At 72.5% G+C, this 26,358-nt stretch carries 25 protein-coding genes; 13 read left to right on the top strand and 12 right to left on the bottom strand.

The features are described 5' to 3' along the window. The first annotated feature begins 302 nt into the window (after positions 1–302). The 8 genes from OHV05_RS17735 (at position 303) to OHV05_RS17700 (ending at position 7,448) form a co-directional block, all read left to right on the top strand. Positions 303–1,100, top strand: coding sequence for a hypothetical protein (locus tag OHV05_RS17735; RefSeq protein ID WP_405018555.1), 798 nt, complete (start codon positions 303–305; stop codon positions 1,098–1,100). Continuing rightward, complete coding sequence (locus OHV05_RS17730; protein ID WP_405018554.1) at positions 1,093–2,001, top strand: hypothetical protein; 909 nt, start codon at positions 1,093–1,095, stop codon at positions 1,999–2,001. The genes OHV05_RS17735 and OHV05_RS17730 overlap by 8 nt, the downstream gene beginning before the upstream one ends. After that, positions 1,998–2,861, top strand: coding sequence for a hypothetical protein (locus tag OHV05_RS17725; protein WP_405018553.1), 864 nt, complete (start codon positions 1,998–2,000; stop codon positions 2,859–2,861). The genes OHV05_RS17730 and OHV05_RS17725 overlap by 4 nt, the downstream gene beginning before the upstream one ends. Beyond that, entirely contained in the window at positions 2,858–3,805 is a 948-nt protein-coding gene (locus OHV05_RS17720) for a hypothetical protein (protein WP_405018552.1), read from the top strand. Before OHV05_RS17725 ends, OHV05_RS17720 begins: the two co-directional genes overlap by 4 nt. A gap of 128 nt (positions 3,806–3,933) precedes the next feature. Then, a complete protein-coding gene (locus OHV05_RS17715) occupies positions 3,934–4,890 on the top strand; it encodes an ABC transporter ATP-binding protein (RefSeq protein WP_405018551.1) in 957 nt (318 codons plus the stop codon). After that, positions 4,874–5,776 (top strand): ABC transporter permease, encoded by a 903-nt coding sequence (locus tag OHV05_RS17710; RefSeq protein ID WP_405018550.1) that lies wholly within the window; start codon positions 4,874–4,876, stop codon positions 5,774–5,776. Before OHV05_RS17715 ends, OHV05_RS17710 begins: the two co-directional genes overlap by 17 nt. 9 nt (positions 5,777–5,785) lie before the next feature. Next, entirely contained in the window at positions 5,786–6,703 is a 918-nt protein-coding gene (locus tag OHV05_RS17705; RefSeq protein WP_405018549.1) for an ABC transporter ATP-binding protein, read from the top strand. Between the two features lie 34 nt (positions 6,704–6,737). Then, positions 6,738–7,448, top strand: a complete 711-nt coding sequence (locus OHV05_RS17700; protein WP_405018548.1) for an ABC transporter permease subunit — start codon at positions 6,738–6,740, stop codon at positions 7,446–7,448. A gap of 200 nt (positions 7,449–7,648) precedes the next feature. On the opposite strand, the gene OHV05_RS17695 is transcribed toward OHV05_RS17700, so the two are convergent. Then, positions 7,649–8,878, bottom strand: coding sequence for a CynX/NimT family MFS transporter (locus OHV05_RS17695; RefSeq protein WP_405018547.1), 1,230 nt, complete (start codon positions 8,876–8,878; stop codon positions 7,649–7,651). Positions 8,879–8,940: 62 nt separating this feature from the next. Further along, positions 8,941–9,666 (bottom strand): FadR/GntR family transcriptional regulator, encoded by a 726-nt coding sequence (locus OHV05_RS17690; protein WP_405018546.1) that lies wholly within the window; start codon positions 9,664–9,666, stop codon positions 8,941–8,943. Positions 9,667–9,836: 170 nt separating this feature from the next. On the opposite strand from OHV05_RS17690, the gene OHV05_RS17685 reads away from it, so the two are divergent. Continuing rightward, a complete protein-coding gene (locus tag OHV05_RS17685; protein WP_405018545.1) occupies positions 9,837–10,721 on the top strand; it encodes a sporulation protein in 885 nt (294 codons plus the stop codon). Between the two features lie 166 nt (positions 10,722–10,887). Then, positions 10,888–12,699 carry an LCP family protein gene (locus OHV05_RS17680; protein WP_405018544.1) on the top strand — a complete coding sequence of 604 codons (1,812 nt, stop codon included), beginning with the start codon at positions 10,888–10,890 and terminating at the stop codon, positions 12,697–12,699. Between the two features lie 225 nt (positions 12,700–12,924). On the opposite strand, the gene OHV05_RS17675 is transcribed toward OHV05_RS17680, so the two are convergent. The 9 genes from OHV05_RS17675 to OHV05_RS17635 form a co-directional block, all read right to left on the bottom strand. Further along, entirely contained in the window at positions 12,925–13,728 is an 804-nt protein-coding gene (locus tag OHV05_RS17675) for an HAD family hydrolase (RefSeq protein ID WP_405018543.1), read from the bottom strand. Continuing rightward, positions 13,725–15,002 carry a serine--tRNA ligase gene (gene serS, locus OHV05_RS17670; protein WP_405018542.1) on the bottom strand — a complete coding sequence of 426 codons (1,278 nt, stop codon included), beginning with the start codon at positions 15,000–15,002 and terminating at the stop codon, positions 13,725–13,727. The genes OHV05_RS17675 and serS overlap by 4 nt, the downstream gene beginning before the upstream one ends. 701 nt (positions 15,003–15,703) lie before the next feature. Next, positions 15,704–16,639, bottom strand: coding sequence for a prephenate dehydratase (gene pheA / locus OHV05_RS17665; protein WP_403046506.1), 936 nt, complete (start codon positions 16,637–16,639; stop codon positions 15,704–15,706). A 306-nt stretch (positions 16,640–16,945) separates the two neighbouring features. Next, the gene (gene efeB / locus OHV05_RS17660) at positions 16,946–18,175 is read right to left on the bottom strand and encodes an iron uptake transporter deferrochelatase/peroxidase subunit (protein WP_405018541.1); all 1,230 of its coding nucleotides are present in this window, start codon (positions 18,173–18,175) and stop codon (positions 16,946–16,948) included. 6 nt (positions 18,176–18,181) lie between these two features. Next, positions 18,182–20,149, bottom strand: coding sequence for a FixH family protein (locus tag OHV05_RS17655; protein ID WP_405018540.1), 1,968 nt, complete (start codon positions 20,147–20,149; stop codon positions 18,182–18,184). Between the two features lie 3 nt (positions 20,150–20,152). Next, entirely contained in the window at positions 20,153–20,629 is a 477-nt protein-coding gene (locus OHV05_RS17650; RefSeq protein ID WP_405018539.1) for a copper chaperone PCu(A)C, read from the bottom strand. After that, a complete protein-coding gene (locus tag OHV05_RS17645) occupies positions 20,626–21,294 on the bottom strand; it encodes an SCO family protein (RefSeq protein WP_405018538.1) in 669 nt (222 codons plus the stop codon). Before OHV05_RS17645 ends, OHV05_RS17650 begins: the two co-directional genes overlap by 4 nt. A 79-nt stretch (positions 21,295–21,373) precedes the next feature. After that, a complete protein-coding gene (locus OHV05_RS17640; RefSeq protein ID WP_405018537.1) occupies positions 21,374–22,108 on the bottom strand; it encodes a YcnI family protein in 735 nt (244 codons plus the stop codon). A 127-nt stretch (positions 22,109–22,235) separates the two neighbouring features. Continuing rightward, a complete protein-coding gene (locus OHV05_RS17635) occupies positions 22,236–23,030 on the bottom strand; it encodes a hypothetical protein (RefSeq protein ID WP_405018536.1) in 795 nt (264 codons plus the stop codon). 244 nt (positions 23,031–23,274) lie between these two features. Between OHV05_RS17635 and OHV05_RS17630 the strand changes: the two genes are divergently transcribed. Further along, positions 23,275–23,922 (top strand): ATP-binding protein, encoded by a 648-nt coding sequence (locus tag OHV05_RS17630; RefSeq protein ID WP_403046487.1) that lies wholly within the window; start codon positions 23,275–23,277, stop codon positions 23,920–23,922. Positions 23,923–23,987: 65 nt separating this feature from the next. Here OHV05_RS17630 and OHV05_RS17625 read toward each other — a convergent pair whose 3' ends face one another. Continuing rightward, positions 23,988–24,893, bottom strand: a complete 906-nt coding sequence (locus OHV05_RS17625) for a LysR family transcriptional regulator (RefSeq protein ID WP_405018535.1) — start codon at positions 24,891–24,893, stop codon at positions 23,988–23,990. A 70-nt stretch (positions 24,894–24,963) separates the two neighbouring features. Between OHV05_RS17625 and OHV05_RS17620 the strand changes: the two genes are divergently transcribed. Both OHV05_RS17620 and OHV05_RS17615 read left to right on the top strand, forming a co-directional pair. Further along, positions 24,964–25,899, top strand: coding sequence for an NAD-dependent epimerase/dehydratase family protein (locus tag OHV05_RS17620; protein WP_405018534.1), 936 nt, complete (start codon positions 24,964–24,966; stop codon positions 25,897–25,899). A 207-nt stretch (positions 25,900–26,106) separates the two neighbouring features. Further along, the gene (locus OHV05_RS17615) at positions 26,107–26,352 is read left to right on the top strand and encodes a hypothetical protein (protein ID WP_403046478.1); all 246 of its coding nucleotides are present in this window, start codon (positions 26,107–26,109) and stop codon (positions 26,350–26,352) included. Positions 26,353–26,358 lie beyond the last annotated feature (6 nt).

The following is a 26,358-nucleotide window of genomic DNA, read 5'->3' as shown; positions in this document are numbered from 1 at the left end:
GTGCCGACGGGGGCGGTGCCCGCCTGGGCCCGTTGCGGTTCGATCACGAGGTGTCCGATTGGTCGGGCATTGCGGTGGAGTGTCTGGCACAACTGTGTTGGTGGTGGGGGCAATGGCCTCTCATAATTCTGCTGACACACGTGACAGTCGGCTTTTGGCGGGGCGGAATCGAGCGCCCGGCGAGGGAGCGGCGCACGTTCCGTTTTCCTTTCCGGGGGAGTCCCTTGTCTGCGCCTGAGAACGCGCCCGAGAGCGCGCCGATAAGCGCGCCCGAATCGGTGCCAGAATCCGTACCGGAGCCGGTGGGTGACCCGTCGGTCGAGCTGTCGGTCGAGCCCGCCGCCGCCCCGGCCGCCCGGAAGCTTCCGCGTGCGGTGGTCGTCGCGCTGACGGTCACCGGGCTGCTCGCGGTCACCGCCGCCAGCGCCACCGTCACGGTGGCGATCGGCAAGCCGGACCGGAAGCCGCACGTCGTGGCCGCCGCGCCGACGGCCAGTGCGAGCGCGAGCCCCAGCCCGAGCGCGACGCCTTCGCCCGTCCCGGTGCCGGCCCCGACGCCCACCCAGGCCCCGGCCCCGGTGAGCACCCTGCACGGCACCGTGGACGGCAGTACGCACGGCGGCGACCTGCGGTTCTTCCTGCTCCCGATGCCCGCCGGCGCCGAGTCCTACGGCTCCGCCGACGGCATCAAGGTCGAGCGGGACGAGGTGAAGAAGGACTTCGAGAGCGACTCGGCCGGCGAGGAGAGCCTCAACTACCTCGGCTACAAGGAGGGGGCGACCCGCCGCTACCGCACCGCCGACGGGCAGCAGGAGGTCGAGGTCCGGATGCTGCGGTTCAAGTCGGCCGCGGACGCCCGCAGGTTCGCCGACGGCATGAGCTTCAAGGACGTCCAGGAGTTCGACATCGACGGCGACTCCAAGGGCAAGGGCGTCCTGATGAAGCCCGAGCAGGAGGCGTGGACCGGACGACTGGTCGGCGTGTCGAGCGTGGGCGACGTCGAGTACGAGATCACCGTCCTGGTGAAGGGGACGCCCGACAAGGCGCCGCTCCAGGATGCGATGAAGCGTCAGCGGGAAAGGCTGAACTCCGGTGGCTGAGTCGAACAATTCCCCCGAGCCCGACGCCGTGCAGGACCTCGTCCCGGGCGGCGGGCCCGAGGCCGTACGTGCGCCCGGGACGGCACCCGAGCCCGAGCCCGCTCCCGAGCCCGAAACCGCGCAGATCCCGCACCAGGCAGGCGAGTTCGGCAGCGCCGAGCTGCTCGCGGCCGGTACCGAGGAGCAGCCCCCGGCCGCCCCGCGCCGCCCGCTGGGCACCGGCAGGCTGCTGCTCGCCGCGCTGCTGGTCGGTCCGCTGCTGGGCGGGTCGGTCGGCTACGCCGTCCAGGCCGCCCGCCCGGCCACCCCGCTGCCCGGGCTGCCCGTCGCCGCGCCGCAGTACCCGACCGCTCCGGCGGACGAGAAGGCGGTGGCCGACGGGACGTTGAAGCCGCTGGAGATCGACGGTGACCTGCGCAAGCTGTTGATCACCAAGCCCGACGGCGCCGAGGACTGGGACAACTACGGTCGCGGCGACGACAGCGGCTGGATCAGCGCCGGCGAGCGGGCGATGTCGTACGGCAACTCCGACAACGTGTTCCGCCGGATGCTCCGCGAGGGCTTCCGCCGCGACGCGATCGTCACCTGGCGCAAGGGCGAGACCCGTTGGCGGGTGGAGCTGATCCAGTACCAGTCCGACAAGGCGAGTTCGGCCGGTCAGCTGGCGCTCGAACGGGACGACAACGGGGCGACCACTCCGCTGCCCGGTACCGCCAGTGGTGTCTACCTGACCCCGCCCGAGGCGCACACCTACGTGGAGAGCACCGAGAAGTACTACTTCGGGCAGGCGTTGGCGCGACGCGGCGACCTGGTGATGCGGATCAGCGTGTACGCGCCCGCCCAGGTGAACGCGGACGAGCTCAAGGACGTCGCCAAGCGGCAGTGGGAGCGACTGGTATGAGCATCATCGAGAACCCGCCGGCCGACGGGCAGCAGCCCGAACTGCCGCCGACCGCCCAGGCGGAGGGGCACCCCGGGCAGTCGCCGGCCGCCCCGGCGGAGCAGCCGCCGGCACCGCGTCGTCCGCTGCACCCGGCCCTGCGGGCGGGGGCCGCCGTGCTGGCGGCCGCCGTGCTCGGGGTCGGCGTCGGCGTCGGCATCCTGCGCACGCAGTACGCGGACGAGGACACCGCGCCGGTGGCCGCGCCCGCTCCCTCGGCCACGCCGAGCGCGAGCGCGACGCCCTCGTTCGGCGCCAAGTCCAACGGCACGCACTTCGGTTCGATGCGGGACCTGCTGCTCCCGATACCGGAGCAGTACCGGCTGGGGCCCGACGCGGGCAGCTACGGCAACGACACCGAACTGACCGAGGACCAGCGCAAGGGCTGGATCGAGGACCAGGTCCGCGGCCTGCCGAAGAAGCTCCAGGACGCGCTGCGCAAGGAGTGGGAGAGCACGCCGCTGAAGGGCGGCGGCGTCCGCACCTACATCGCGCCGACCGGCGACTACACGGTGACCGTCTGGCTGCTCCAGTACCACCAGGACGCGGTCAAGGCCGACGCCGCCTGGAACAGCGTGCTGGCCTCGGACTCCGGGCTGTTCCGGCTCGGGCCGAAGACGCCGGGGCACGAGCAGGCGAGCTGCTACCTCCCGTACGCCGACCCCGGCGACAAGATCGACCGCCTGGTCTGCTCGGCGGCGGAGGGTGACCTCCGGGTCGAGATGGAGGTGGAGGGGGTCGCCCCGCTGCCCAAGGACAAGGCCGTGAACTTCTTCAGCCAGCAGCTCGACCGACTGGCCCGCCCGGGAGCGTCCGTATGACCGATCAGACCGAGAACACCACCCCGGTCCCGCCGCAGCCGAGCACGCCGCCCGCGGCCGGGCCGGCACCCGAGCCCACGCCGGCACCCGAGGCACCTGCGGCAACCGAGGCACTCGAGTCCGCTCCCGCTACCGGCCCGGTCGAGTTCGACGCCTGGGCGTTGGCGGCCGAGGTGGTGGCCGAGGAGCGGGCCCGCCGCCCCCGGCGCCGGATCAAGCTGCGCTGGGCCGCCGCCGCACTGGTGGTGGTGCTCACCGGCACCGCCGCCGCGGTCGCGATGACCTCGGTGGAGCGGACCGACCTGCCCGGCCTGAAGACCCCGAACGACGGCCGGTACGTGTTCCAGCCCCTGGCGCTGCCGCCGCTCCCGTCCGGCAAGCCCGCGCCGAGTGCCACCGAGGCGAAGCACCGTCACCACGCGGACCTCCGGCTGCTGGTGCTGCCGGCCCCGGTCGGCGCGACGGTCTCGCCCGCCCCGGCGCCGGGTCAGCCCGCCGCCCCGGCGGAGTGGAAGTCCTGCGAGGACTACGCCCAGCTGGACAAGGACCCGGTCAAGATCCAGCAGCAGCTGGACGAGAACGCCTGCCGCGGCGCGGTCCGGCGGGTCTGGACCGGGGCGGACGGCACCCGGGCCGAGACCTGGCTGCTCAAGTTCGGCTCCGAGAGCGAGGCGGAGGCGTTCCGCCTGAAGATGAACGACGGCGAGCTCAAGGAGCCGGCCGGTCTGGAGTACGCCGGCCTGAAGCTGGACCCCTCGCTGGAGGGCAAGGTCTCGGTGGACTTCACCAGGACGACGGCGGGTGCCGAGAAGGAGCCGGTGGGCCGGGCCGCCTACCTGCGGAACGGCGACGTGGTGGCCATGGTGGTGCTGAGCAACCCGAAGGGCGTGCCCGTCCAGGCGTTCCGTCAGGTGGCGATCCTGCAGAACCAGCTGCTGGACTGACGGTGGCTCAGCGGCCCGACCCCTGTCGACCCCTAGGGGTCGGGCCGACGCGCGTCATCCTGCAGGGTTACCCGGCCTCGTCATCCCAGCTCATGCCGCCGGGCTCGGGCGCCCAGTAGTTTGGGGTCGTGTCCACTGTCATCAAGACGGACGGCCTCACCAAGAAGTTCCCCCGGGTCACCGCGCTGGACCAGCTCACCGTTGAGGTGCAGCCCGGTGTGGTCGGCCTGGTAGGGGCGAACGGGGCGGGCAAGTCCACACTCATCAAGATCCTGCTCGGGCTGGCTCCGGCGACCTCGGGGACGGGCCAGGTGCTCGGCCTGGACATCGCCACCGAGGGCTCGGCCATCCGCGAGCAGGTCGGCTACATGCCCGAGCACGACTGCCTGCCGCCCGACGTCTCGGCGACCGAGTTCGTGGTCCACATGGCGCGGATGTCCGGCCTGCCGGCCGCCGCCGCCCGTGAGCGCACCGCCGACACGCTGCGCCACGTCGGCCTCTACGAGGAGCGGTACCGCCCGATGGGCGGCTACTCGACCGGCATGAAGCAGCGGGTGAAGCTCGCCCAGGCGCTGGTGCACGACCCGAAGCTGGTCCTGCTGGACGAGCCGACCAACGGCCTCGACCCGGTCGGCCGGGACGACATGCTGGCGCTGATCCGCCGGGTGTACACCGACTTCGGCATCTCGGTGCTGGTCACCACCCACCTGCTCGGCGAGCTGGAGCGGACCTGCGACCACCTGGTGGTGATCGACGGCGGCCGGCTGCTGCGGTCCTCCTCCACCGCCTCGTTCACCGAGGTGACCCAGCTGATCGCGGTCGAGGTGACGGACCGTCCGGACGACCCCGGCTTCGACGCCGAGGCGGCCGTGCTGGCCCGGCTCACCGGGGCCGGCCTCTCGGTCCGCACCGACGGCACCAAGATCCTGCTGGTGCGGCTCAGGGACGACGACACCTACGACGTCATCCGGGACACCGTGGCCGAGCTCGGCCTCGGCCTGGTCCGGCTCGAGCAGCGCCGCCACCGGGTCGCCGAGATCTTCGCCACCGAGACGGGAGGGCCCTCCGATGTCGCTGCCTCCTGACACCGCGCCCGACAGCGGGGTCATCCACAACATCGGCTACCGCAGCTACCAGGGCCCCCGGCTCGGTCGCGGCTACGCCACCGGCGCGCTCTTCGTGCAGGGCCTGCGCGCCGCGTACGGCCTGGGCCGCTCCGGCAAGTCCAAGGTGCTGCCGATGCTGGTGGCCGCCGCACTGGCGCTGCCCGCGCTGATCTTCGTGGCGGTCGCGATCATCACGAAGTCGGACAAGCTGGCGGTGGGGTACGCGGACTACATCTCCCTCTCGGTGATGGGGATCTTCGTCCTGCTCTTCCTGGCCGCGCAGGCCCCGGTGCTGATGTCCCGCGACCTCCGGCACAACACCGTCCCGCTGTACTTCTCCCGGCCGATCACCCGGGGCGACTACGTCCAGGCGCGCTTCCTCGCGATGGCCGCCGCGCTGATGCTACTGATGACCGTGCCGCTGGTGCTGCTGTACGTGGGCGCGCTGCTGGCCGGCCTGCCGTTCGGTGAGAACACCGGGCACTTCGCCCAGGGCCTGTTCGCCGCGCTGATCTACTCGGCGCTGTACTCCGCGATCGGTCTGCTGATCGCCGCCGCCACCCCGCGCCGGGGCTTCGGCGTCGCGGCCATCATGGGCGTGATGTTCGTCAGCATCCCGCTGGTCGGCATCGTGTACGGCCTCGGCAGCCCCGGGGTCGGCCCCGCACCGGAGTCCGCCAACTGGGCGGCCGTGCTCTCGCCGAGCACCCTCGTCCACGGTCTGGTCAACGAGATCTTCTCGATCACCACGGGTGGCTCGATGCACGCCCCCGGCGGGCTCGGCATCGCCGTCTTCGCGCTGGAGACCGCCGTGCTGACCGGCGGTTCGTACTGGCTGCTGCAGCGCCGCTACCGGAACATCTGAGAGGTCGTCATGGCAGTCATCACCATCGACAAGGTCTCCCGCTGGTTCGGCAACGTGGTCGCCGTCAACGACGTCACCATGGAGATCGGCCCGGGCGTCACCGGGCTGCTCGGCCCCAACGGCGCGGGCAAGTCCACCCTGATCCACATGATGAGCGGCTTCCTGGCCCCGTCCTCCGGATCGGTCACCCTGGACGGCGCGCCGATCTGGCGCAACCAGCAGGTGTACCGGCAGATCGGCCTGGTCCCCGAACGGGAGTCGATGTACGACTACCTGACGGGCTGGGAGTTCGTGCTGGCCAACGCCGAACTGCACGGTCTGGCCGACCCGGGCGCCGCCGCGAAGCGGGCCATCGGCCTGGTCGAGATGGAGTACGCGCAGGACCGGAAGACCGGGACGTACTCCAAGGGTATGAAGCAGCGGGTCAAGATGGCCTCCGCGCTGGTCCACGACCCGGCGGTGCTGCTGCTGGACGAGCCGTTCAACGGCATGGACCCGCGTCAGCGGCTCCAGCTGATGGAGCTGCTCCGCCAGTTCGGCGCCGACGGCCGCACCGTGCTGTTCTCCTCGCACATCCTGGAGGAGGTCGAGCAACTGGCCCGGCACATCGAGGTGGTGGTGGCCGGACGGCACGCCGCCTCCGGCGACTTCCGCAAGATCCGCCGGCTGATGACCGACCGGCCGCACCGCTACCTGGTCCGCTCCAGCGACGACCGCAGGCTGGCCGCCGCGCTGATCGCGGACAGTTCCACCGCCGCCATCGAACTCGACTGGCACGAAAAGGCGCTGCGCGTCCAGGCGATCAACTTCCCGCAGTTCACCACGCTGCTGCCGAAGGTCGCCAAGGACGCCGGCATCCGGCTCTACACCGTCTCGCCGGCCGACGAGTCGCTGGAGAGCGTCTTCTCCTACCTCGTCTCGTCCTGACGCCCCGTGCCCGTCGCTCCGAAAGGCTGACCCCGTGAACCTGACCGTCGCCAGGCTGACCGTACGCGGCCTGCTGGGCCGCCGCCGCGGCCTCCTGCTGCTGGTCGCCCCGGTCCTGCTGCTGGTCGTCTCCCTGATCACCCGGTACCTCGACAAGCAGTCCCAGGCCCCCGACATCCTCGGCCGGCTCTCGCTCGGCACGCTGGTGCCGATCATCGGTCTGGTGATCGGGGCGGGCGCGATCGCCACCGAGATCGACGACGGTTCGATCGTCTACCTGCTGGCCAAGCCACTGCCCCGGTGGAAGATCATCACCACCAAGCTGGCCGTGGCGATCGGCACCACCTGGCTGTTCGCCGCCCTCCCCACCCTGCTGGCCGGGTTCATCCTGGTCGGCGCCCAGGACAACCTGGCGATCGCCTACGCGGTCGGCACCATGGTCGCCGGGGCCGTGTACTGCGCGGTCTTCCTGCTGCTCGGCGTGGTCACCCGGAACGCGGTGGTGGTCGGCCTGGTCTACGCCCTGGTCTGGGAGAGCCTGATCGGCAACTTCGTCGAGGGCGCCCGCACCCTCAGCATCCAGCAGTGGGGCCTGAGCATCGCCAAGACCATCGCCACCGACGGCGCCATCACCGCCCCGGTCTCCCTCGGCGTCGCGGTCCCCCTCCTGGTCGTCGTCGCCATCGCCGCCACCGCCCTGGCCACCGTCAAACTCGCGGGGCTCACCCTCTCCTCCGACGAATAGCCCTGCCGGGGGCTCCGTCTTTTTGCAGGGCGCCCGGTTGCACTGTCCAGGGGCTCGGGGCCCTGCTGACTTGCGGCTTCGCCGCGCGGGCGAGGAGATCTGGCGCCGGGGTCACTGCGAAAGTGCCTGACCATCCACGCGACGATCACCTTGCAAGGGCCGGCGTCGCAGTTCCCCGAGCCCCTGGCGTCGTAGGCGGGCTAGCGGAGGACGAGGTTGCGCCCCGCACCCCAGCCCGCGGCGGCGGCCAGTGCGGCCATCACCAGAAGCAGCCCCAGCGGCAGCTCCCAGCCCCCGGTGAGCTGGTGCAACGCACCTGCACCGACCGGCCCGGCCGCGGCGACCAGGTAGCCGACCGCCTGCGACATGCCGCCGAGCTGGGCGGCGCCGAGCGCACTGTCGGTCCGCAGCACCAGGAAGGCCAGCGCCAGTCCGAGCGAGCCGCCCTGGGCGAGGCCGAGCACGGTGGCGGAGACCCAGGCGCCGGAGACCGGCGCCAGCAGCAGGACGACCACGCCGGTCGCGTTCAGGGCGGCCATCGCGACGGCCAAGCCGCGCTGACGGGTCATCCGGCCGGCGATCAGCGGGACCAGGAAGGCGCCGGCCACCTGCACCAGGTTGCTGAACGCGAAGACCAGGCCGGCTTCGCCCCGGGCCATCCCGTGGTCGACCAGGATGGTGGGCAGCCAGGCGATCAGGGTGTAGACCATCAGCGAGGAGATGCCCATGAAGGCGCTCACCTGCCAGGCCAGGCCGGACTTCCAGACGCCCTCGACCGGCTTCCCGACCGGTGCCGCCGCGACCGCGGCCCGTTCCTGACGGGACCTCAGCACCTGCGGCAGCCAGGCCACCGCCGCCACCAGCGCGAGCAGCGACCAGGCGCCGAGCGAACCCTCCCAGCCGCCGCCGAACACCTTCTCCAGCGGCACCGAGACGGCCGCCGCCAGGGTGGCGCCGATCAGCATCGAGGTGGAGTAGACGCCGGTCATCGCGGCCGCCCGGCCGGGGAACTCGCGCTTGACCAGGCCCGGCATCGAGACGTTCAGCACCGCGATGGCGACCCCGATCACCATGCAACCGGCGTACAGCGCGAAGGAGTTGGGCAGCACCCTGAGCAGGATGCCGGCGCCGAGGGTGAGCACCGCGCCGAGCACCACCTTCTCCGCGCCGAACCGGCGGGTCAGCCGGGGGGTGAGCGGGGCGCCGAGGCCCTGGAACAGCACCGGCACGGTGGTGATCAGGCCGCTCGCGGTGGCGGACAGGCCGAAGGTGCGCTGGATCTCGCCGAGCAGCGGGGAGACGGCGGCCAGCGAGGCCCGCATGTTGAGGGCGACCAGCACGATGCCGAACAGCAGCAGGGCGGGGTGCGCGAGAGTGCTACGGGTACGGACCTTCGGTGCGGCGACCGGCTGGGCCTGGGTGACCGTCATGGTGCTGTTTTCTCTCCGGGCAGGGGTGAACTGGGCAGGGGGCTACGGGGTTCGCCCGGCCGTCACTTCCGCGCGGCGATGGCGGCCAGCAGCTGCTCGACCGCGCCGATCGGCTCGGCCAGCAGGGACCGACAGGCCGCCTCGGCCAGCTCCGGGTCGCCGCTCTCGATCGCGTCGACCAGGGCCTGGTGGGTGGCCACCACCACCTCGGGCATCTCGTGGTCACCGAACGAGGCCCGCATCGACTCGCGCACCGAGGCACCGAAATAGCGGTACACCTCGGTCAGCGCGGGGTTGTGCGCGGCCTCCACCACGGCGGTGTGGAACTCCAGGTCGTGCTCGACGGTGGCCTCCCGCCCGGTCCGGTCGGGCTCGGCGGCGATGATCTCCGCCTCCCGGGCCAGCGCGGCCCGCATCCGGGCGATGTCCTCGGGGGTGTGCCGGAGCGCGGCCAGCCGGGCCGCCTCGGTCTCCAGCGCGGCCCGGACCTCCAGGACGTCCCGGACGCCCGACCGCTGCACACCGCGCAGCACCGAGGCCGGGTCGCTGGTGCTGCGGACGAAGGTGCCCTCACCCTGCCGGGAGACCAGCATCCCCGCGTGCGCCAGCACCCGGATCGCCTCCCGGACGGTGTTGCGCCCCACCCCGAGCCGCTCGGCCAGCTCGTGCTCGGTCGGGATCTTCCCCCCGACCGGCCAGCTGCCGGCACTCAGCTGCTCCCGCAACTGCTCGATCGTCTCGTCCACCAGGGAACGACGCCCGGCGGCCTGCAGTCCGTCGCTGCTCATCGGGGGCTCCTCTCGCGGTGGACGACAGTCATCCTACAACTGCTTGTCCGGTCATCCTACAACTGGGGGTGGGGGTCGGCACCCCGATGTCATGGCTACCGGGAACCGGGAGGCCGTAGCCTGCGTTTCTCCGTTCGCCGTTCCCTCTTCCGGAGTTGGAGTACCGCCCCATGGTGTTCAAGAAGCTGCTCGGTGCGCTCGGGGTCGGCGGCCCCACCGTCGACACCGTGCTGGCCACGCCGTCGGTGCAGCCCGGTGGACTGATCCAGGGGCAGGTCAACCTGGTGGGGGGCACCCAGGAGGCGAAGATCTCCGGCATCACGCTGACCCTGGTGGCCCGGGTGGAGATCGAGCACTCGGAGGGGGAGAGCGACGGCCTGGCCTCGTTCGCCCGCTACTCGGTCAGCCCGCCGCTGGCCTTGGCCGCCGGTGAGCAGTGCTCGATCCCGTTCGCCGTCCCGGCGCCGTACGAGACGCCGGTGACCTCGGTGGCCGGGCAGCACCTGCACGGCATGTCGCTCGGCGTCCGGACCGAGGTGGAGATCAGCGGCGCCCGGGACAAGGGTGACGTCGACCCGCTCGGCATCGAGCCGCTGCCGCTCCAGCGCGGCGTGCTGGAGGCGTTCGCGGCGCTCGGCTTCCGCTTCCACGGTGCCGACCTGGAGCATGGGCGGATCCGGGGCACCGGGCAGAGCCTGCCGTTCTACCAGGAGATCGAGTACCTGGCCGGGCCGCAGTACGCGCACCTGTTCAAGGCGCTGGAGCTGACCTTCCTGGCTGCCGCCGACCGGGTCGAGGTGGTGCTCGAACTCGACCGCCGGAGCAGCGATGTGATCAACCGTCACGTGCTCGACCGGAGCTCGGCCGGTCAGGACCTGACCGCCGTGGTGGACGGCTGGATCCGGCACGCCCTGGCGAACGCCCCGTCCGGGCACGGCGGTGACGGGTACGGTTTCGGCGGTGGCCTGGTGGCCGGCGCGGCGGCCGGTGCGGTCGGCGGCCTGGTGCTGGAGGAGTTCGCGGACGAGTTCGTCGAGGAGATCTTCGAGGACTGATCCGGAGGCTGTCCGTCCAATGGGCAGCCCGGCCCGTGACTCCGCAATGTTGCCTTTATATGCTCCGCAGAAGCTCCGAAGGGCTGTATGCGGTTCTTTCCGACAACAGGCCCCACGGGAGCGGTGCTGACCGACCTGTTCCTGCCTGCTGGTGGAAGGTGTGCGTATGTCTGGCCAGAGGCCGGGGTCTTCGGACCACGACGCCGAATGGTGGCGTGACGACGTCTCCTACGGCGCGCCCTATCGCGACCCGTACCAGGAGCAGCAGCCCGCTCAGCAGTACCAGGGCCATCAGCCGCAGCCGACGCCCCGTCAGGCCGCCGTACCGGGCCAGCAGGGCGGCCGGGCCGAGGCCCGGCGGGCGCAGCAACAGCAGCAGGCCAGGGCCGAGGTGCCGCCGCCCGCAGGCCCCGGCGGGCGGGCCGCCGCCCGGGCCGCCGCCAAGGGCAAGGGCCGGGGCGGGCCGGCCGGTCCGGGCGGGAAGAAGCGCAACCGGAAGAAGGTCGTCGCCTGGGTGACGGCCGGGACGCTCGGTCTGGTGGTGGCGACCGGCGGCGCGCTCTACCTGAAGTTCAGCGGCAACATCACCACCTTCGACAAGGACGGCCTGAGCACCGACCGCCCCGACGCCGCCGCCCCCGACGCGAACGGCAACACCCCGATCAACGTGCTGCTGATCGGCTCCGACTCACGGGCCGGCGGCAATGCCGACCTGGGTGGCGGCGAGGACGGCGGCGCCCGCTCCGACACCACGATCCTGCTGCACGTCTACGCCGACCGGAAGCACGCGGTCGGAGTGTCCTTCCCCCGCGACGCGATGACTCCCCGGCCCAAGTGCAAGCTGCCGAACGGGAAGTGGACCAAGGAGGAGACGAGCATCCAGTTCAACTCCGCGTTCTCGGTCGGTGAGACCGACGTCGGCAACCCGGCCTGCACCCAGAACACCGTGGAGAAGATCACCGGCCTGCGGGTCGACCACACCATCGTGGTCAACTTCCAGGGCTTCGCCTCGATGACCAGCGCGATCGGCGGCGTCAACGTCTGTCTCCCGAACGCCATCTACGAGAACGACCTCAATCCCAAGCTCCCGCGCAAGGGCAAGCAGATCTTCCCCAAGGGCGAGCAGACCGTCTCCGGTCAGAAGGCGCTCGACTACGTGCGGCTCCGGCACGGCGTCGGAGACGGCTCCGACATCGGCCGGATGAAGCGTCAGCAGGCCTTCCTGTCCGCCCTGATCAAGGACGTCAAGGGCAAGGGCATGGACGCCACCACCCTGCTCCCGCTGGCCGACGCGGCCACCAAGTCGCTGATCGTGGACGAAGACCTCGGCTCGCCCACCAAGTTGCTGTCGTTCGCGCTGTCGATGAAGAACATCGACCTGCACAACATTCAGTTCATCACCGCCCCGTGGCGCTTCGAAGGCGCCCGGGTCGCCCTGACGCCCGAGGCCGCCGTGCTCTGGCAGGCGCTCAAGACCGGCAAGACGCTGGACGGCCAGGACGCCAACGCCGCCGGTGCGGCCCCCGCATCGCAGGCTCCGGCCGCACCCGCCAGCTCGGCCCCGGCCGCACCGCCGGCCGCCGTCAAGGGCGCCGGTATCAAGGTCTCGGTCTACAACGGCACCACCACCGCCGGGCTCACCACCGGGGCGGTGAACGCCCTCAAGGAGTCCAACTTCACCGTCGGCACGGTCGGCAACGCCTCCACCCAGACCCACGCCACCACCCTGGTCCAGTACGGCCCCGGCCAGAAGGTGTCCGCCCAGACCGTCGCGGCCCTCTTCCCCGGCGCCACCCTGGAGTCCTCCACCAAGGCGGGCATCAACCTGGTCCTCGGCAAGGACTACGCCGCTGCCAACGGCGGCACCACCAGCCCGGCCACCACCCCGACCGCCATCCCCAGCAGCATCGCCCAAGCCGCCCGCCCCGCAGACACCGCCGCCTGCGACGACGTCTCCTACGGCCCCGCCGGAGGCTAGCCTGATCGGGGCCCTGCTGTTGGCAGGTGGCTCGGCATTTACGGTCAGGGGCTCGGGGCTCTGCTGATGTGCGGCTCCGCCGCGTGGGCGACGCCGGCCCTTGCAAGGTGATCGTCGCGTGGGTGGTCAGGCACTTTCGCAGTGACCCCGGCGCCAGATCTCCTCGCAGTTCCCCGAGCCCCTGGACCGTGGATATCTGAGCGCCTGCAAAAGGTGCAGCCCGGCCTACGAGAAGAGCCGCTCCAACACGACGGCCACGCCGTCCTCGTCGTTGCTGACGGTCACTTCGTCCGCCACCGCGAGCAGCTGCTCGTGGGCGTTGGCCATCGCCACCCCGTGCGCGGCCCAGCCGAACATCGGCACGTCGTTCGGCATGTCCCCGAACGCGATCGTCCGGGAACCCTTCACGCCGAGCCGGTGCGCCGCCACCGCGAGGCCGGTGGCCTTGGTGAGGCCGAGCGGGAGCAGCTCCACGATGCCGGCCCCGGCCATGGTGACGCCGACCAGGTCGCCGGCGACCCGCTGGGCCACCTCCGCCAGGGAGTCGTCGCCGTGCCCCGGGTGCTGGACGTAGAGCTTGCTGATCGGAGCCACCAGCAGTTCATCGACGCCGACCTGACGGATCGGCAGCCCGGTGCCGATCTCCAGCTGGTAGCCGGGGCCGCAGAGCACCTCGCCGTCCAGCCCGTCCTGGTTGGCCGCGATCGCGAGCGTGCCGATCTCGGCCTCGATCTTGGCGACCGCCTCGGCGGCCGCCCGGCGGTCCAGGGTGAGCGAGGTGAGCAGCCGGTGCTCCCCGGCGTCGTACACCTGGGCGCCCTGCCCGCAGACCGCGAGCCCGGTGTAGCCGATCTCGTCGAACACCGGCCGGGCCCAGACCGCGGACCGGCCGGTGACGATGATGTGCAGCGCCCCGGCCGCGACGGCGGTGGCCAGCGCGGCGCGGGTACGCGGGGTGACGGTCTCCGCCGAGTTCAGCAGCGTCCCGTCCAGGTCAGTGGCGACCAACCCGTAGGGCAGGGTGGTCACTTGACCGGTTCCAGGACGGCTCGCCCGCCCAGGAAGGGCCGCAGCGCCTCCGGTACGGCGACCGAACCGTCGGCCAGCTGGTGGTTCTCCAGGATCGCCACGATCATGCGCGGGACGGCGACCAGGGTGCCGTTCAGGGTGGCCAGCGGACGGACCTTGCCGCCCTCCTCGCGCAGCCGGATGGCGAGCCGGCGGGACTGGAACTCGGTGCAGTTCGAGGTCGAGGTGACCTCGCGGTACTTGCCCTGGGTCGGGATCCAGGCCTCGATGTCGAACTTCCGCACCGCCGAGGAGCCGAGGTCGCCGGAGGCGACGTCGATCACCCGGTAGGGGAGTTCGAGCGCGTTGAGGAAGTCCTTCTCCCACTGGAGCAGGCGGCGGTGCTCGGCCTCGGCGTCCTCGGGCGTGGTGAAGACGAACATCTCCACCTTCTCGAACTGGTGCACCCGGATGATGCCCCGGGTGTCCTTGCCGTAGGTGCCGGCCTCGCGCCGGAAGCAGGACGAGTAACCGGCGTACCGCAGCGGCAGCTTGGCCTCGTCGATGATCTCGTCCATGTGGTACGCGGCGAGCGGGACCTCGCTGGTGCCGACCAGGTAGCGGTCCTCTTCCTCGAGGAAGTAGACGTTCTCCGCCGCCTGGCCGAGGAAGCCGGTGCCGTCCATGGCCGCCGGGCGGACCAGGGCCGGGGTGATCATCGGGGTGAAGCCGGCCTCGACCGCCTGCGCCACCGCCATGTTGACCAGGGCGAGCTCCAGCAGCGCGCCGACGCCGGTCAGGTAGTAGGAGCGCGAGCCGGCCACCTTGGCGCCGCGCTCGGTGTCGATCGCGCCGAGCACCTTGCCCAACTCGACGTGGTCCTTGGGCTCGAAGCCCTCGGCCGCGAAGTCGCGCGGGGTGCCGATCTCCTCCAGCGTGACGAAGTCCTCCTCGCCACCGACCGGGGCGGCGGGGTCGATGAGGTTGGCCAGCTGACGGATCAGCCGGTCGGCCTCCTCGTTGGCCTCGCGCTGCTCGGCCTCGGCGACCTTGACCTCGGCGGCCAGCTCGCCCGTGCGCTTGAGCAGGGCGCTCTTCTCGTCACCCTGGGCCTTGGGGATCTGCTTGCCGAGCGTCTTCTGCTCGTTGCGCAGGTCGTCGAAGCGACTGCCCGAGGAGCGGCGCCGTTCGTCGGCGGAGAGGAGGGCGTCGACCAGGTCGACGTCCTCACCACGGGCACGCTGCGAGGCGCGCACTCGGTCGGGGTCCTCACGGAGCAGGCGAAGGTCAATCACGGGGCCCAGCCTACCGGGGCAGGGCTGCCGGACCGGAACCCGTTTCGGTGTCGCGGTTCGGGCCGCTGGGGCGGGAGGGGCCGGAGTGTCGACTCCGCGTCGGATATGTCGCTTTCTGACCGCTTCTCTGGCATCCTGCCCCCGGCCATCCACCCCTACGCAGGTCAGCGGGGTGTGGATGTGGCCCGGAGCCTGGGGATAACTGCCGCCAACCTGTGGATAACTGCTGTGCAGAGCCCGCTCCGGGCCGGATTTCCACAGGCTCGCCGGCGGGCCTGTGGATGACCGAGATGTGCAGGCAGCTCCCGTGATCTGCGAAGGAATTGGGGTTTCAAACCTCGATTCCTCCTCTCGGGTGAGGGAATTCGCGCACTCGGACGGGTGATTTGCCAGTGGAAGGATGACTCTGGTCCGATTAGTCGGGTCTAGCCGAGAAGCGGATGATCTGACCGCCCCGGCCAGTGGATATGCCGGTTTGTCGACTCGTCCCCAAGCCTGTGGATAACTGTGGATAACTCGGCCGTTCCCGGCCTGTGGATGGATCTGGGGACTGTGGACGAAGCCGTCCGCCCGCCGACGGGTGCGGCGGGCGGCGGTAGGGAACGGTCGATCGACCGGCCGGGTGAAGCTATCGGCGCGTCGGAAACTGACATTTCCCGGCAGAAAATGATCGCAATGGAGCAACTCCGACCAGAGCGGTCTCAGACCTCGCCGCGCCCGTCCAGAGCACGGGAGAGCCAGTCGGCGGCCAGGCTGAAATCCTGGTCCGAGGTGCCGGGCCGCAACGCGGTCGGCCGTCCCCGGTCCGCCCGGGGATAGGAGCCGAGGAACCGCACCTGCGGGCAGATCCGTCGCAGCCCCATCAGCGCCTCGCTCACCCGGCGCTCGCTCAGGTGGCCCTCGCAGTCGATCAGGAAGCAGTAGTTCCCGAGACCCTCGCCGGTCGGCCGGGACTCGATCCGCATCAGGTTGATCCCCCGCACCGCGAACTCCTGGAGCAGCTCCAGCAGCGCGCCCGGGTGGTCGTCCGGCAGCCAGACCACCATCGAGGTCTTGTCCGCCCCGGTCGGCGAGGACACCCGGCCCGGCCGCCCCACCAGGACGAACCTGGTGGTCGCGTTCGCCGCGTCGTGGATGTCGGTGACCAGCGCCTCGAGACTGTAGATCGGCGCCGCGAACTCCCCGGCGAACGCCCCGTCGAACCGGCCCTCCTGCACCAGCCGCGCGCCGTCCGCGTTCGAGGCGGCCGACTCCCAGCGGGCGTCCGGCAGGTTCGCCGCGAGCCAGCGGCGCACCTGCGGCTGGGCCACCGGGTGACTGGTGACGGTCTTGATGTCGTCCAGCGCCGTCCCCGGCCGCACCAGCAGCGCGAACGAGATCGGCAGCAGCACCTCACGGTAGATCATCAGGGCCGTACCGGTGGCGAGTTCGTCACTGGTGGCGGTGACGGCACCCTCGACGGAGTTCTCGACCGGCACGAACGCGCCGCTCGCCTCGCCCGCCCGCACCGCGTCCAGCACGGCCGGCACCGACGCCAGCGGCACCAGCTCCCGGGTCGCGGCCTCCGGCAGCGTACGCAGCGCCGCCTCCGTGAACGTTCCGGCGGGGCCGAGGTAGGTGTAGCGGGTGGCCGACATGCCGCCTCCGTACGAAATGCATCTGGTGCTGCCCGACCAACCCACCTTAGTCACTCCCCCGACCCACCACCCCCGCCGTCCGCCCCGTGGGCACGAGGCGCACCACCCAGGGGCTCGGGGCTCTGCTGTTGTGCGGCTCCGCCGCGCGGGCGCACGTGGTGCACCGCCAGGGGCTCGGGGAACTGCGACGCCGGCCTCGGAAGAGGTCACCGTTGCGTAGGCGGTCAGGCACCTTCGCAGTGATACCCGCCGGCCATGAACCATCGCCGTTCCCCGAGCCCCTGACCGTAGACCCGGAGCGCCTGCCTATCCGAGCAGGAACTGCCCGACGTACCCACCCTCGGGCGCCCCCGGCGGGACCACGTAGAGCCCGCTGGCCTCGTGCCGGAGGAAGCGGGAGAGCCCGTCCCCCCGCGCCAGCTTCCGTTGCACCGGCACGAACCCCGTCATCGGATCGGCCTGGAAGGCCACGAACAGCAGCCCCGCGTCCGGCGACCCGTCCGCCGTCACCCCGTCCGCGTACGAGAACCCGCGTCGCAGCATGGTGGCCCCGCCGTTCGAGGCCGGTGCCGCCACCCGGACGTGGGCGTCGGCCGGGACGGCCAGGGTGCCGTCCGAGGTCCGGGCGGACAGGTCGACCGGGGTGCTCTCGGTGCCGCCCGAGAGCGGGGCGCCGTCCGACTTGCGGCGGCCGACCACCCGCTCCTGACGGTCCGTCGGCAGGTTCTCCCAGTTGTCGAGCAGCATCCTGATCCGCCGAACCACCGCGTACGTGCCGTCGGCCGGCCAGCCGTCGCCCGCTCCGCTGGTGAAGACCTTCTCCTCGAAGCCGTCCTGGCCGGGCTTCGGGTTGTTGGTGCCGTCGACCTGGCCCATCAGGTTGCGGCCGGTCATCGGGTGCGCGGTGGCGCCCGGGGTCCGGCCGAAGCCGGCCATCTGCCAGCGCAGGGTGGCCAGCCCGGCGGCCTGCCGCTGGAGCACCCGCAGGGCGTGGAAGACCACCAGGGCGTCGTCGGCGCCGATCTGCACCCAGAGGTCGCCGTCGCTGCGGGCCCGGTCGATGGCGTCCCCGGGGAAGTCCGGCAGGGGGGTCAGTGCGGCCGGGCGACGGTCCGTCAGGCCGGCCTTGTCGAACAGCGTGGCGCCGAAGCCGAAGGTGACGGTCAGCGAGCAGGGCCCGGCGTCCCGGGCGATCTGGTTCTCCGCCGACGGCGCCTCCTCGCCCCGGGCCAGCTTCGCGGCCGTCGCCGACCACTGCTGCAGCAGCTTCCGCAGCCCGTCCCGCCCGGCCCCGTCGACCAGGTCGAAGGCGGCCAACTGGACCCGGGCCTGGGCGGGTTGCAGGATGCCCGCCTGCCGAGGGCCGTGGAACGGGACGGCCGCCCGGCCGAGCGCGTCGCCGGTGCCCGAGGAGCCGGGGGCGGCCAGGGCCTGGCGGCCCAGCGCGCCACCGGCCACCCCGACGGCCAGGCCCGCCCCCGCGCTGCCGAGCAGGGCCCGGCGGGAGGGTCGGAAAGCTCCGGAGGAGGGGGTCATGCGGAGTCAGCCGATCTTCAGCGGTTTGACCTCGGTCACCTGGTCGATGTCGGAGGACCGGACGGTCACCGACACCACCCAGTTGCCCGCGAGCGGGAGTTGGCCGGTACCGGACCAGCGGCCCGGACCCTCGGCCTTGAGGGTGACCGGGAGCGGGCCGAGATCCCGGTCCGGCAGCGTGAAGGCGACCTCCACCTCGGGCACCTCGACCGGCTGCCCGGCGGTGTCGGTCAGAGCGAGCCGCACGTCGTTCAGCCCGACGCCGGCCGGATTGAGGGCGACGGTGGCGGTGCCCTTGGCGTTCGGGGTGCGGCCGCCGGTGTCGTACGGGAGCTTGAGCTCCACGGTCTTCCCCGGCACCGTGACGGCGCCCGCCGCCGGTGCGGTGGCACCGCTCCCCGGCGCGGCGGCGACCGCCTCGGCCACCTTGCCGGGCGGGGTGTTGGTCAGCATCGTGGTGACCACCAGGATCACCACCGCGACGGCGGCCTCGACCAGGACGGACCGGCGCAGCCCCGCCCGGGCGGGCGTGCCGTCGCGCTCCTGACGTACCGTCGCCTCGGCCCGGGCCGCCTGCTGCCTGGCCAGCTGCGCGGCCCGCACCGGGTCGGCCCCGTCAGGCACGGGCCCCGTGGTCGCGGGCTCCTCGGTCGTCACCGGCCCGGCCGGAGCCGCGTCGGGGGCCGAGCGCAGCCGGGCCACCCAGCCCCGGGAGAACCAGGCGACGCCCACCATCGCGACCACGGCGCCGGTCTTGATCAGCAGCAGCCGGCCGTACTCGGTGTCCACCAGCGCGCCCCAGCTGCCCAGTCCGCGCCAGGCCTGGTAGACGCCGGTCAGCACCAGTACCCCGACCGCGCCGAACGCCAGCTTGGAGAACAGCTCGACCGCCCGCAGCCCGACCCCGTTGCGCAGCGCCAGCAGCAGGGTGGTCAGCCCGCCCAGCCAGAGCGCCATCGCCAGCAGGTGCACCATCGCGGCCGGCAGGGCCAGCCAGACCTGCTCGCCGACCGAGGCGTGGTCCGCCCCGGCCCAGGTGGCGGAGAGTGCCACGGCCAGCACCAGGCCGGCCACGCCGAGGCCCAACCGGGCGTCCCGGAGCGGCCGTTCGGCCGCCCGCCGCTCCAACTGCCGCAGCTCGTCGGGCTCGTCGGCTTCGTCCTCGCCGGTCTGCGGGGTGGGCTCCGGCCTGCTCTGCCCCAACTGCCCGACCAGCAGCGACAGGAAGACCCCGGCCGCCGCCAGCAGCAGCAGCCGGACCGACAGCGCCGTCCCGATCCGTTCGTCCAGGGTGCTGCGCACCAGCGTGAGGTCGAGCGCCTGCCCGATCCCGGTGCCCCGCTCGTACGGGCCGCGCAGCAGCAGCACCGCGACGGTGGAGACCAGCAGCGCCACCCAGCCGGTCATCAGGAGTCGCTGCACCGACCGGACCGCCGCCCCGGCGGGCCAGCAGACCAGTACGAACGCGGCCGCCCCGGCCAGCAGTGCGAAGGCGGCGTACGCGATCGTCCGGCCGGTGCCGTAGGCGAAGGCGACCACGCCGTCCGCCTCGACGTCCTGGAGGGCGGCGGCCGAGACGGTGGTCGCGGAGGGGGCGCCGATCGAGAAGGTGAAGGCGCCGCCGATCGGGTGCGAGTCCTCCGAGACGGCCCGCCAGGCCACCGTGTAGGTGCCGTTGGCGAGGCCGCTGCGGAGCGCGACCCGCGCGGTGGCGGCCTTGCCGTCGACGTGACCGGGCTCGCCGGAGTCGACCGACGTGCCGTCGGGGCCGAGCACCCGGACCGAGTCGGGGGAGAGCGAGACGCCCTCGCTGAAGGTCAGCGTCACGGTGGCCGGCGCGGTGGCCACCACCGCGTTGTTCGCCGGGTCGGTGGAGACCAGCGTCGCGTGCGCGGCCGCCGTACCGGCGCCGCCGATCAGCAACAGCACGGCCGTACCGACGACCGTCAGCAGGGCACCAAGCCTCTTCCACATGAGCTACTGGCTCCCGGGTCGGTAGGTGAGGGGCTCGACCGGCACCTGGACGGCGATGGTCCCGCCCTTGGCGAAGGTGAGTTCGAGTTCGAGCCGGTCGCCGACGGCGGGTGCCTTCGTCCAGCCCATGATCATGAGGTGGTTGCCGCCCCGGGAGAGCTGCAGCTCGCCGTTGGCGGGCACCGGGAAGGACGTCACGTCCTCCATCGTCCGCTCGGTGGAGCGGTGCATGGTGACCGAGCTGGCGCCGGGGCTGCTCACCCCGACCAGCTCGTCGCCGGCCGCCCCGGAGTTACGGACCGTCAGGTAGCCGGCCGCCATCCCGCCCGGGCTCGCGGGCGCCGGGATGTAGGAGTCCACCACGGCCAGCGTCGCCACCGCGGCGGGGCTGTCGGAGCCGCAGCCGACCAGCACCGTGCCGACGGTCAGCGCGGCGGCCAGACCGGCCCCGAGCAGGGCCCGGCGGCCGAACGGGCTCACGCCGGCACCCCCTTGGCCAGCAGTGGCAGGTCGTGCTCGAAGGTCTGCACCGAGGTGCTGCTCAGGTAGAGCAGGTGCGCCTTGTCGTCCTGCGGCAGGAAGGTCAGCACCTGGGCGCCGTGCGAGGAGGTGACGCTGCCGTCCTTGTTCACGATCGGGTCCTCGACCAGGACGCCGAGCGACTTGGCGGCCGTCTTCACCTGGTTCAGGTCGCCGGTCAGCCCGATGAAGCTCTTGCCCATCGCGTCCAGCCAGGTGCGCAGCACCTGCGGGGTGTCCCGCTGCGGGTCGGTGGAGACGAAGACCACGTCGATCTTCTTCTGCTGCTCCGCCGGGAGCTTGGACATCGCCACGCCGATGTCGCCCATCGTGGTCGGGCAGACGTCTGGGCAGCTGGTGTAGCCGAAGAACAGCAGAGTGGGCCGCCCGGCGGTCTGCTTGCGCAGGTCGAAGGGCTGCCCCGAGGTGTCGGTGAGGGTCAGCTCGGGCTTCTCGAAGTGCTTGCCCAGCACGGTGGCCTGGTAGGGCGAGCTGCTGCTCTCCTTCGAGACCTTGGCCGGGCCGTCGGCGCTGCCGGCACCGGAGCCGCAGGCGGTCAGCGCGAGGGCGGCGGTCAGCGCGAGGGCGGCGGCGCCGAGCAGTCGGGAGGAAGGGGTACGTGCCATTGCGGGGGTCCGATCGTGGAGCGTGCTGCGGCCGGCCCCGGCCGCCGCGTGGCTCGCGGCGGCCGGGGCCCGCCCGGAATCAGGAGGCGCTGTTCTTGCGGCGCAGGCCGAGCACACCGAGCGCGGCACCGATGACGCCGACCACGATGCCGACCACACCGAGGGTGCGGGCGGTGGAGTCGTCCGAGTTCATCGAGGCGTGGTCGGCGGCCTGGTCCTTGGCGGCGTCGGCGGAACCGGCGCCGTGGTGGTCACCGGCACCGGCGGCGGGAGCCTTGGTCAGGGTCAGCACCGGGGCGGGCTTGGCGGGCTCGGCCTGGCCCTCCTTGGCCTCGTCGATCCAGCGCACCACGTCACCGTTGTCGTAGGTCTGCAGCGCCTTGAAGGTGAGCTTCTCGGTGTCGTCGGGCATCGCGCCGAGCGAGACCGAGAAGTCCTGGTACTGGCCGGGGCCGATCTTGGTGCCCGCGTCGGCGGTCCAGGTGATCTTGGAGACCGCCTCGGTGATGTCCTTGCCGTGCGACTTCAGCGGCTTGTCGAGCTTGGACTTCTCCAGGGTGGCGGTCCAGCCCGGGATCGGCTGGGTGCGCACCGAGGCCATCGGGTGGTCCAGCGGCAGGTTGACCTCCAGCTTCACCGTCGAGGCGGAGTCGCTCTCGTTCGGCACCCGGAAGGCGACGGCGCTGTAGCCGCCCTGCTGGGCCGAGCCCGGCTGGACGGTGACGTGCGCGAAGGCGGGGGCGGCCAGCGCGACCACGGAGGCCGCGGCGACGGTGGCGGCAGCGGCGAGACGACGGGCAGGAGAGATACGCATGGAAGTGGGCTCCAACGGAGACGGGCACGCGGGCAGGCCGGAACGGCGGCGCGCGTACGCAGGGGGGAGTGACGGACAGCCAGGGCTGTACGCGCGCTCCCGACGAGGTCTCAGCTCGGCCGTCGGTTCAGCGCGCGTACGCCGCCACGGGCGGGCCGCGGCGCAGCAGGCTGTGCCGCAGTGCGGCCGCGCCGGGCAGCCGCCAGTCACCGGACCGGGGCGCGCCCGGCCGGGGCCGGCCGGGCGTCGCCGGGCCCAGCAGCAGGGTGAGGAGCAGCGCGAAGGCGGTCCGCAGCGGAGCGGCGAACTCCTGCGCCACCTCCGCCGTCAGCCGCAGCAGCCGCCACAGGGCGGCCTCGCCACGGCGCAGCCACCAGCCGGCCAGCACGGCGGCGGCCAGGTGGCCGAGCAGCATCGGGCCGGTCAGCCCGAGCCAGCCGGCCGCCTCGGGCCCGGCGGTCGCGGGGTACGCGGCCGGGTCGAGACCGGCGGCGCTGACCACGCCGCCCGGGTTGTCGACCAGGGTGGCGGTGCCGCTCTCGTCGCAGACCAGCCGGCTCGCCACCTGAGGCAGGGTCAGCCCGCCGCCATGGTGCATGCCCGGCATCGCCGGGCCGCACAGGAAGTGGAAGAGCAGGTGCAGTCCGAGCTGACCGGCACTCAGCGCTCCGGCGATGGCGGCCATCGAGCGCTCCCGCCCGCCGAGCAGCACGGCCAGGGCGCAGACCGCCGCGAAGCCGGTGACCAGCGCGGACGTCCCGACCTCGCCGTCGCCCACCAGGGCGTGCCCGGCGGCCGCGATCAGCGTGCACACCAGGGCGAACGGCACCGCCCGGGCAAGCCGCAGGTCCCAGGCGGCGGCCGGGGCACGGAGGCCCGCTGCGGCAGCACCCGGGAGCGGGGCGAGGCGGTGGTCGGTCATGGCTGGGACATCCTCTCACCGCCTACACCGGGCGAGGGGGGAGGGGCGGAAAATGGCCCGCCCGGCCCCCGGCGGTTGGCCCGTTCGGGCCCGGCGTGCGCGCCGAGCAGTGCGCCGTTCGGGCACACCCTGCTGCACCAGTCCATCCGCTGAACGGGTGGTACCGGGCCTTCCGCACGGTTCATCGCGCCATGGGCCGGAGATACCTAGTTGTATGTGGAGCCGCAGCCAGGAGGGACCTCCCGTGGACATCTGGTGGACTCTGCACCTCAAGCGCGACCCGGCCAGCGTCCCGCTCGCCCGGCGCATCCTGCTCGGCGCGATGGACTCCGCCGGCGTCGATCCGCAGGTCGCCTTCGACCTCGGCATCGCCCTCACCGAGGCGTGCGCCAACGCCGTCGAGCACGCCACCTCCACCCGTCCGGACGAGGGCTTCCAGGTCACCGCGTCGATCTCCGGTGACCGCCTGCGGATCGAGGTCACCGACACCGGCCCCGGCCTCCCCCCGGCCACCGCCGTCGTCCGGCCGCTCACCCTCCCCCCGCTGCGCCGCCAGGCCGGCCCCGCCGTCCGCCCCCCGGGCCGCTGTCGCACCCGCCGCGGCCGGGCCACCCTGCCGGCCCCCGCCCTCACCGCCCACCGCCCCCGCACCGGCGACCACCCCGCCCCGTACGACACCCACGTCCTCCCGGCCGGCCGGCCCACCACCGCCCGCCCGATCGACCTGGACACCCTGCCCGACCTGACCGCCGAGAGCGGCCGCGGCCTGTTCCTGATCCACGCCCTGACCGATCACGTCCAGTTCCGCAACCACCCGCTGCGCGGGGCGATCGTCAGCTTCGACAAGGTCCTCAAGTGGCAGGACGACGCGCTGCTGCGGGCCGCGTCCTGAGCCAGCTCGGCTGACCCGGCGTCAGGCCCCCGTCCGCTCCGCGGTGAGGGGCCCTGACCCCCCGTTCACAACGGCAGTCGGCCCGCCTCCTCACACAGGGTGTGGACGAGCTGCGCGACGTGCGGCCGGTCGCTGCGGCCGAGGGTGGCGACGCCGATGTGCCGGACCGGCCCCGGTGACCTGATCGGCACGGCACACAGGCCGGGGATCTCCGGGGCGAGCGCGATGGAGGGGATCAGGGAGATCCCCACCCCTGCGGCGACCAGGGAGCGGGCGAAGAAGTAGTCGGTGGTAGTCCCGCGCACCTCCGGATCGAATCCGGCCCGCTCGGCGTAGCGGCGCAGGTACGCCTCGGTCTTCAGACAGCCGAGCACCCAGGGCTCGGCCGCCAGCTCGGCGAGGTCGAGCGCCTCGTGGTCCGCGAGTCGGTGCCCGAGCGGCAGGACCACGTGCAGCGGGTCCGCCAGGAGCGGCGTCCACTCCAGGCCGGAGCCGCCGCCCGGCCCGACCGGGAGCGGGCCGTCGAAGTGGTAGGCGAGCGCGAGGTCCACGGCGCCCTGGCGGACGAGCGGCAGGGTGTCCTCGGGTTCGCCCTCCCGGACGTGGAGCACGGTGTGGGGGTGGGTCGCCATCAGCCGGGAGAAGGCGGCGGGCAGCAGCGGCCGGCCGCCGCTGGTGAAGGTGGCGACGGTGAGCCGGACGCGCCCCGTGTCCAGCTGGGCGACCTGCCGTCGTGCGTGTTCCAGCTCGGCCGCGACGGATTCGGCGGCGCCGAACATGATCCGGCCGGCCGGGGTGAGGGTGACCCCACGGGTGCTGCGGTCGACGACCAGGGTGCCGAGGGCCCGCTCCAGCGCGGCCACGTGCTGGGAGACGGCCGACGGGGTGAGGCGCAGGGCGGTGGCCGCCTGGTTGAAGCTGCCGTGCTCCGCCACCGCCCGCAGGACGCGGAGCCGCTGCACATCGATCAACAGTTTTCCTTAACACCGGGTCAGCGGGTGGGGACTTCTGCTGCCGACGATAGGTCGCCACGATGAGGGCATGCAAAGGATCTGCGTGATCGGCGGAAGCCGGTACTTCGGCAAACTCCTGGTGGACCGCCTGCGGGCCGAGGGTCACCAGGTCACCATGATCAACCGGGGCTCCACCGCGCCGCCCGCCGGCGTCGAGCACCTCGTCGTCGACCGGAACGACGAAGCCGCCCTGACCGCCGCGCTGGACTCCCGCACCTTCGACGTCGTGGTGGACCAGGTCTGCTACACCCCGGTGCAGGCCGCCATCGCCGTCCGGGCCTTCGCCGGCCGGACCCGGCGCTACGTCATGACCTCCACGATCGAGGTCTACGACCCCGGGACCGCGGCGCTGCCGGCCGTGGCGGCAGGTACGCCGGTGCCGGAGGCACTGGTGGACCCGGCGACCTGGCAGGTGGTCACCGACCTGCCCTGGCACGACGACGCGTACCTGGAGGCGCACTACGCCGAGGGCAAGCGCCAGGCGGAGGCCCTCTTCACCCGGGCCGGCGTTTTCGCGTTCGCCACGGTCCGCAGCGCCCACGTGCTCGGCGGCGGCGCCCAGGAGTTCACCGGTCGGCTGGCGCACTACGCCGCGCGCATCGCCGCGGGGGAGGAGATCGCCGTGCACGCGCAGGTGCTGCCCACCGTCTTCATCCACCACGAGGAGTTGGCGGAGCTGTTGCGGTGGGCGGCCACGGCCGACTTCACCGGTCCGCTCAACGCCTGCTCCGACGGCCCGCTGGACGTCCACGACCTGGTCGCGGTGATCGCGACGCAGGCCGGCCGGGCGCCCGTCCACCGGACCGTCCCGGCGGGCGGGGAGGCGTCGCCGTTCTCCCACGACCGCCACTACGCGATGAGCAACGCCCGCGCGAAGGACCTGGGCTTCGCCTTCTCCCACACCGCCGACTGGCTGCCGGGCGCCGTCGCCGAAGCCCTCGCCGAGCCGGCGCCCACTCTCTGAGGCCGATGCAAGATGCTCCAGGTCGGCGCCGCTCAGGTCGGGCAGGCCCGACCCTGGCACCGGGCCGGGTGCAGCTCGCCGCCTCCGGCGCGGGCGGCGTGGTGATCGAGGGCGACAGCACCGTCTGGTGGGACGTCGGCTGCCCCGGGTCTCCCGGACGGGGGATCAGGAATTGCCGGTGGTCCGTGCGCTCCGGAGCATGGGGGCATGGATCACCTGATGCGAGCCGAGTACGGTCCCGACGGGCAGTCGGGCGGGGTGAAGAGCTGGCACATCACGGTGGGGGACACCGTCACCGCGATGTGCGGGCACGAGCTGGTGGCCGGCGGCGAGACCCGGGAGCCGACCCGCTGGTCCGAGCAGCCGGACCTCAACTGCCACACCTGCGGGGCACTCTTCCTGCGCGAGGCGCCCTATCTGCCGAGCGAACACCTCTACCGCGAGCAGCCGTAGCCGGCG

It is taken from the genome of Kitasatospora sp. NBC_00070 (genome assembly GCF_045041205.1).
Classification (GTDB): domain Bacteria; phylum Actinomycetota; class Actinomycetes; order Streptomycetales; family Streptomycetaceae; genus Kitasatospora.
This window is presented reverse-complemented; position numbering and strand designations above follow the sequence as displayed.

Coding starts and splice junctions, on each gene's coding strand:
- OHV05_RS17725 (WP_405018553.1), top strand. CDS start 1,998: ATGAGCATCATCGAGAACCCGCCGGCCGACGGGCAGCAGCCCGAACTG.
- OHV05_RS17720 (WP_405018552.1), top strand. CDS start 2,858: ATGACCGATCAGACCGAGAACACCACCCCGGTCCCGCCGCAGCCGAGC.
- OHV05_RS17710 (WP_405018550.1), top strand. CDS start 4,874: ATGTCGCTGCCTCCTGACACCGCGCCCGACAGCGGGGTCATCCACAAC.
- OHV05_RS17705 (WP_405018549.1), top strand. CDS start 5,786: ATGGCAGTCATCACCATCGACAAGGTCTCCCGCTGGTTCGGCAACGTG.
- OHV05_RS17695 (WP_405018547.1), bottom strand. CDS start 8,878: ATGACGGTCACCCAGGCCCAGCCGGTCGCCGCACCGAAGGTCCGTACC.
- OHV05_RS17690 (WP_405018546.1), bottom strand. CDS start 9,666: ATGAGCAGCGACGGACTGCAGGCCGCCGGGCGTCGTTCCCTGGTGGAC.
- OHV05_RS17685 (WP_405018545.1), top strand. CDS start 9,837: ATGGTGTTCAAGAAGCTGCTCGGTGCGCTCGGGGTCGGCGGCCCCACC.
- OHV05_RS17680 (WP_405018544.1), top strand. CDS start 10,888: ATGTCTGGCCAGAGGCCGGGGTCTTCGGACCACGACGCCGAATGGTGG.
- pheA (WP_403046506.1), bottom strand. CDS start 16,639: ATGTCGGCCACCCGCTACACCTACCTCGGCCCCGCCGGAACGTTCACG.
- efeB (WP_405018541.1), bottom strand. CDS start 18,175: ATGACCCCCTCCTCCGGAGCTTTCCGACCCTCCCGCCGGGCCCTGCTC.
- OHV05_RS17655 (WP_405018540.1), bottom strand. CDS start 20,149: ATGTGGAAGAGGCTTGGTGCCCTGCTGACGGTCGTCGGTACGGCCGTG.
- OHV05_RS17645 (WP_405018538.1), bottom strand. CDS start 21,294: ATGGCACGTACCCCTTCCTCCCGACTGCTCGGCGCCGCCGCCCTCGCG.
- OHV05_RS17640 (WP_405018537.1), bottom strand. CDS start 22,108: ATGCGTATCTCTCCTGCCCGTCGTCTCGCCGCTGCCGCCACCGTCGCC.
- OHV05_RS17635 (WP_405018536.1), bottom strand. CDS start 23,030: ATGACCGACCACCGCCTCGCCCCGCTCCCGGGTGCTGCCGCAGCGGGC.
- OHV05_RS17620 (WP_405018534.1), top strand. CDS start 24,964: ATGCAAAGGATCTGCGTGATCGGCGGAAGCCGGTACTTCGGCAAACTC.
- OHV05_RS17615 (WP_403046478.1), top strand. CDS start 26,107: ATGGATCACCTGATGCGAGCCGAGTACGGTCCCGACGGGCAGTCGGGC.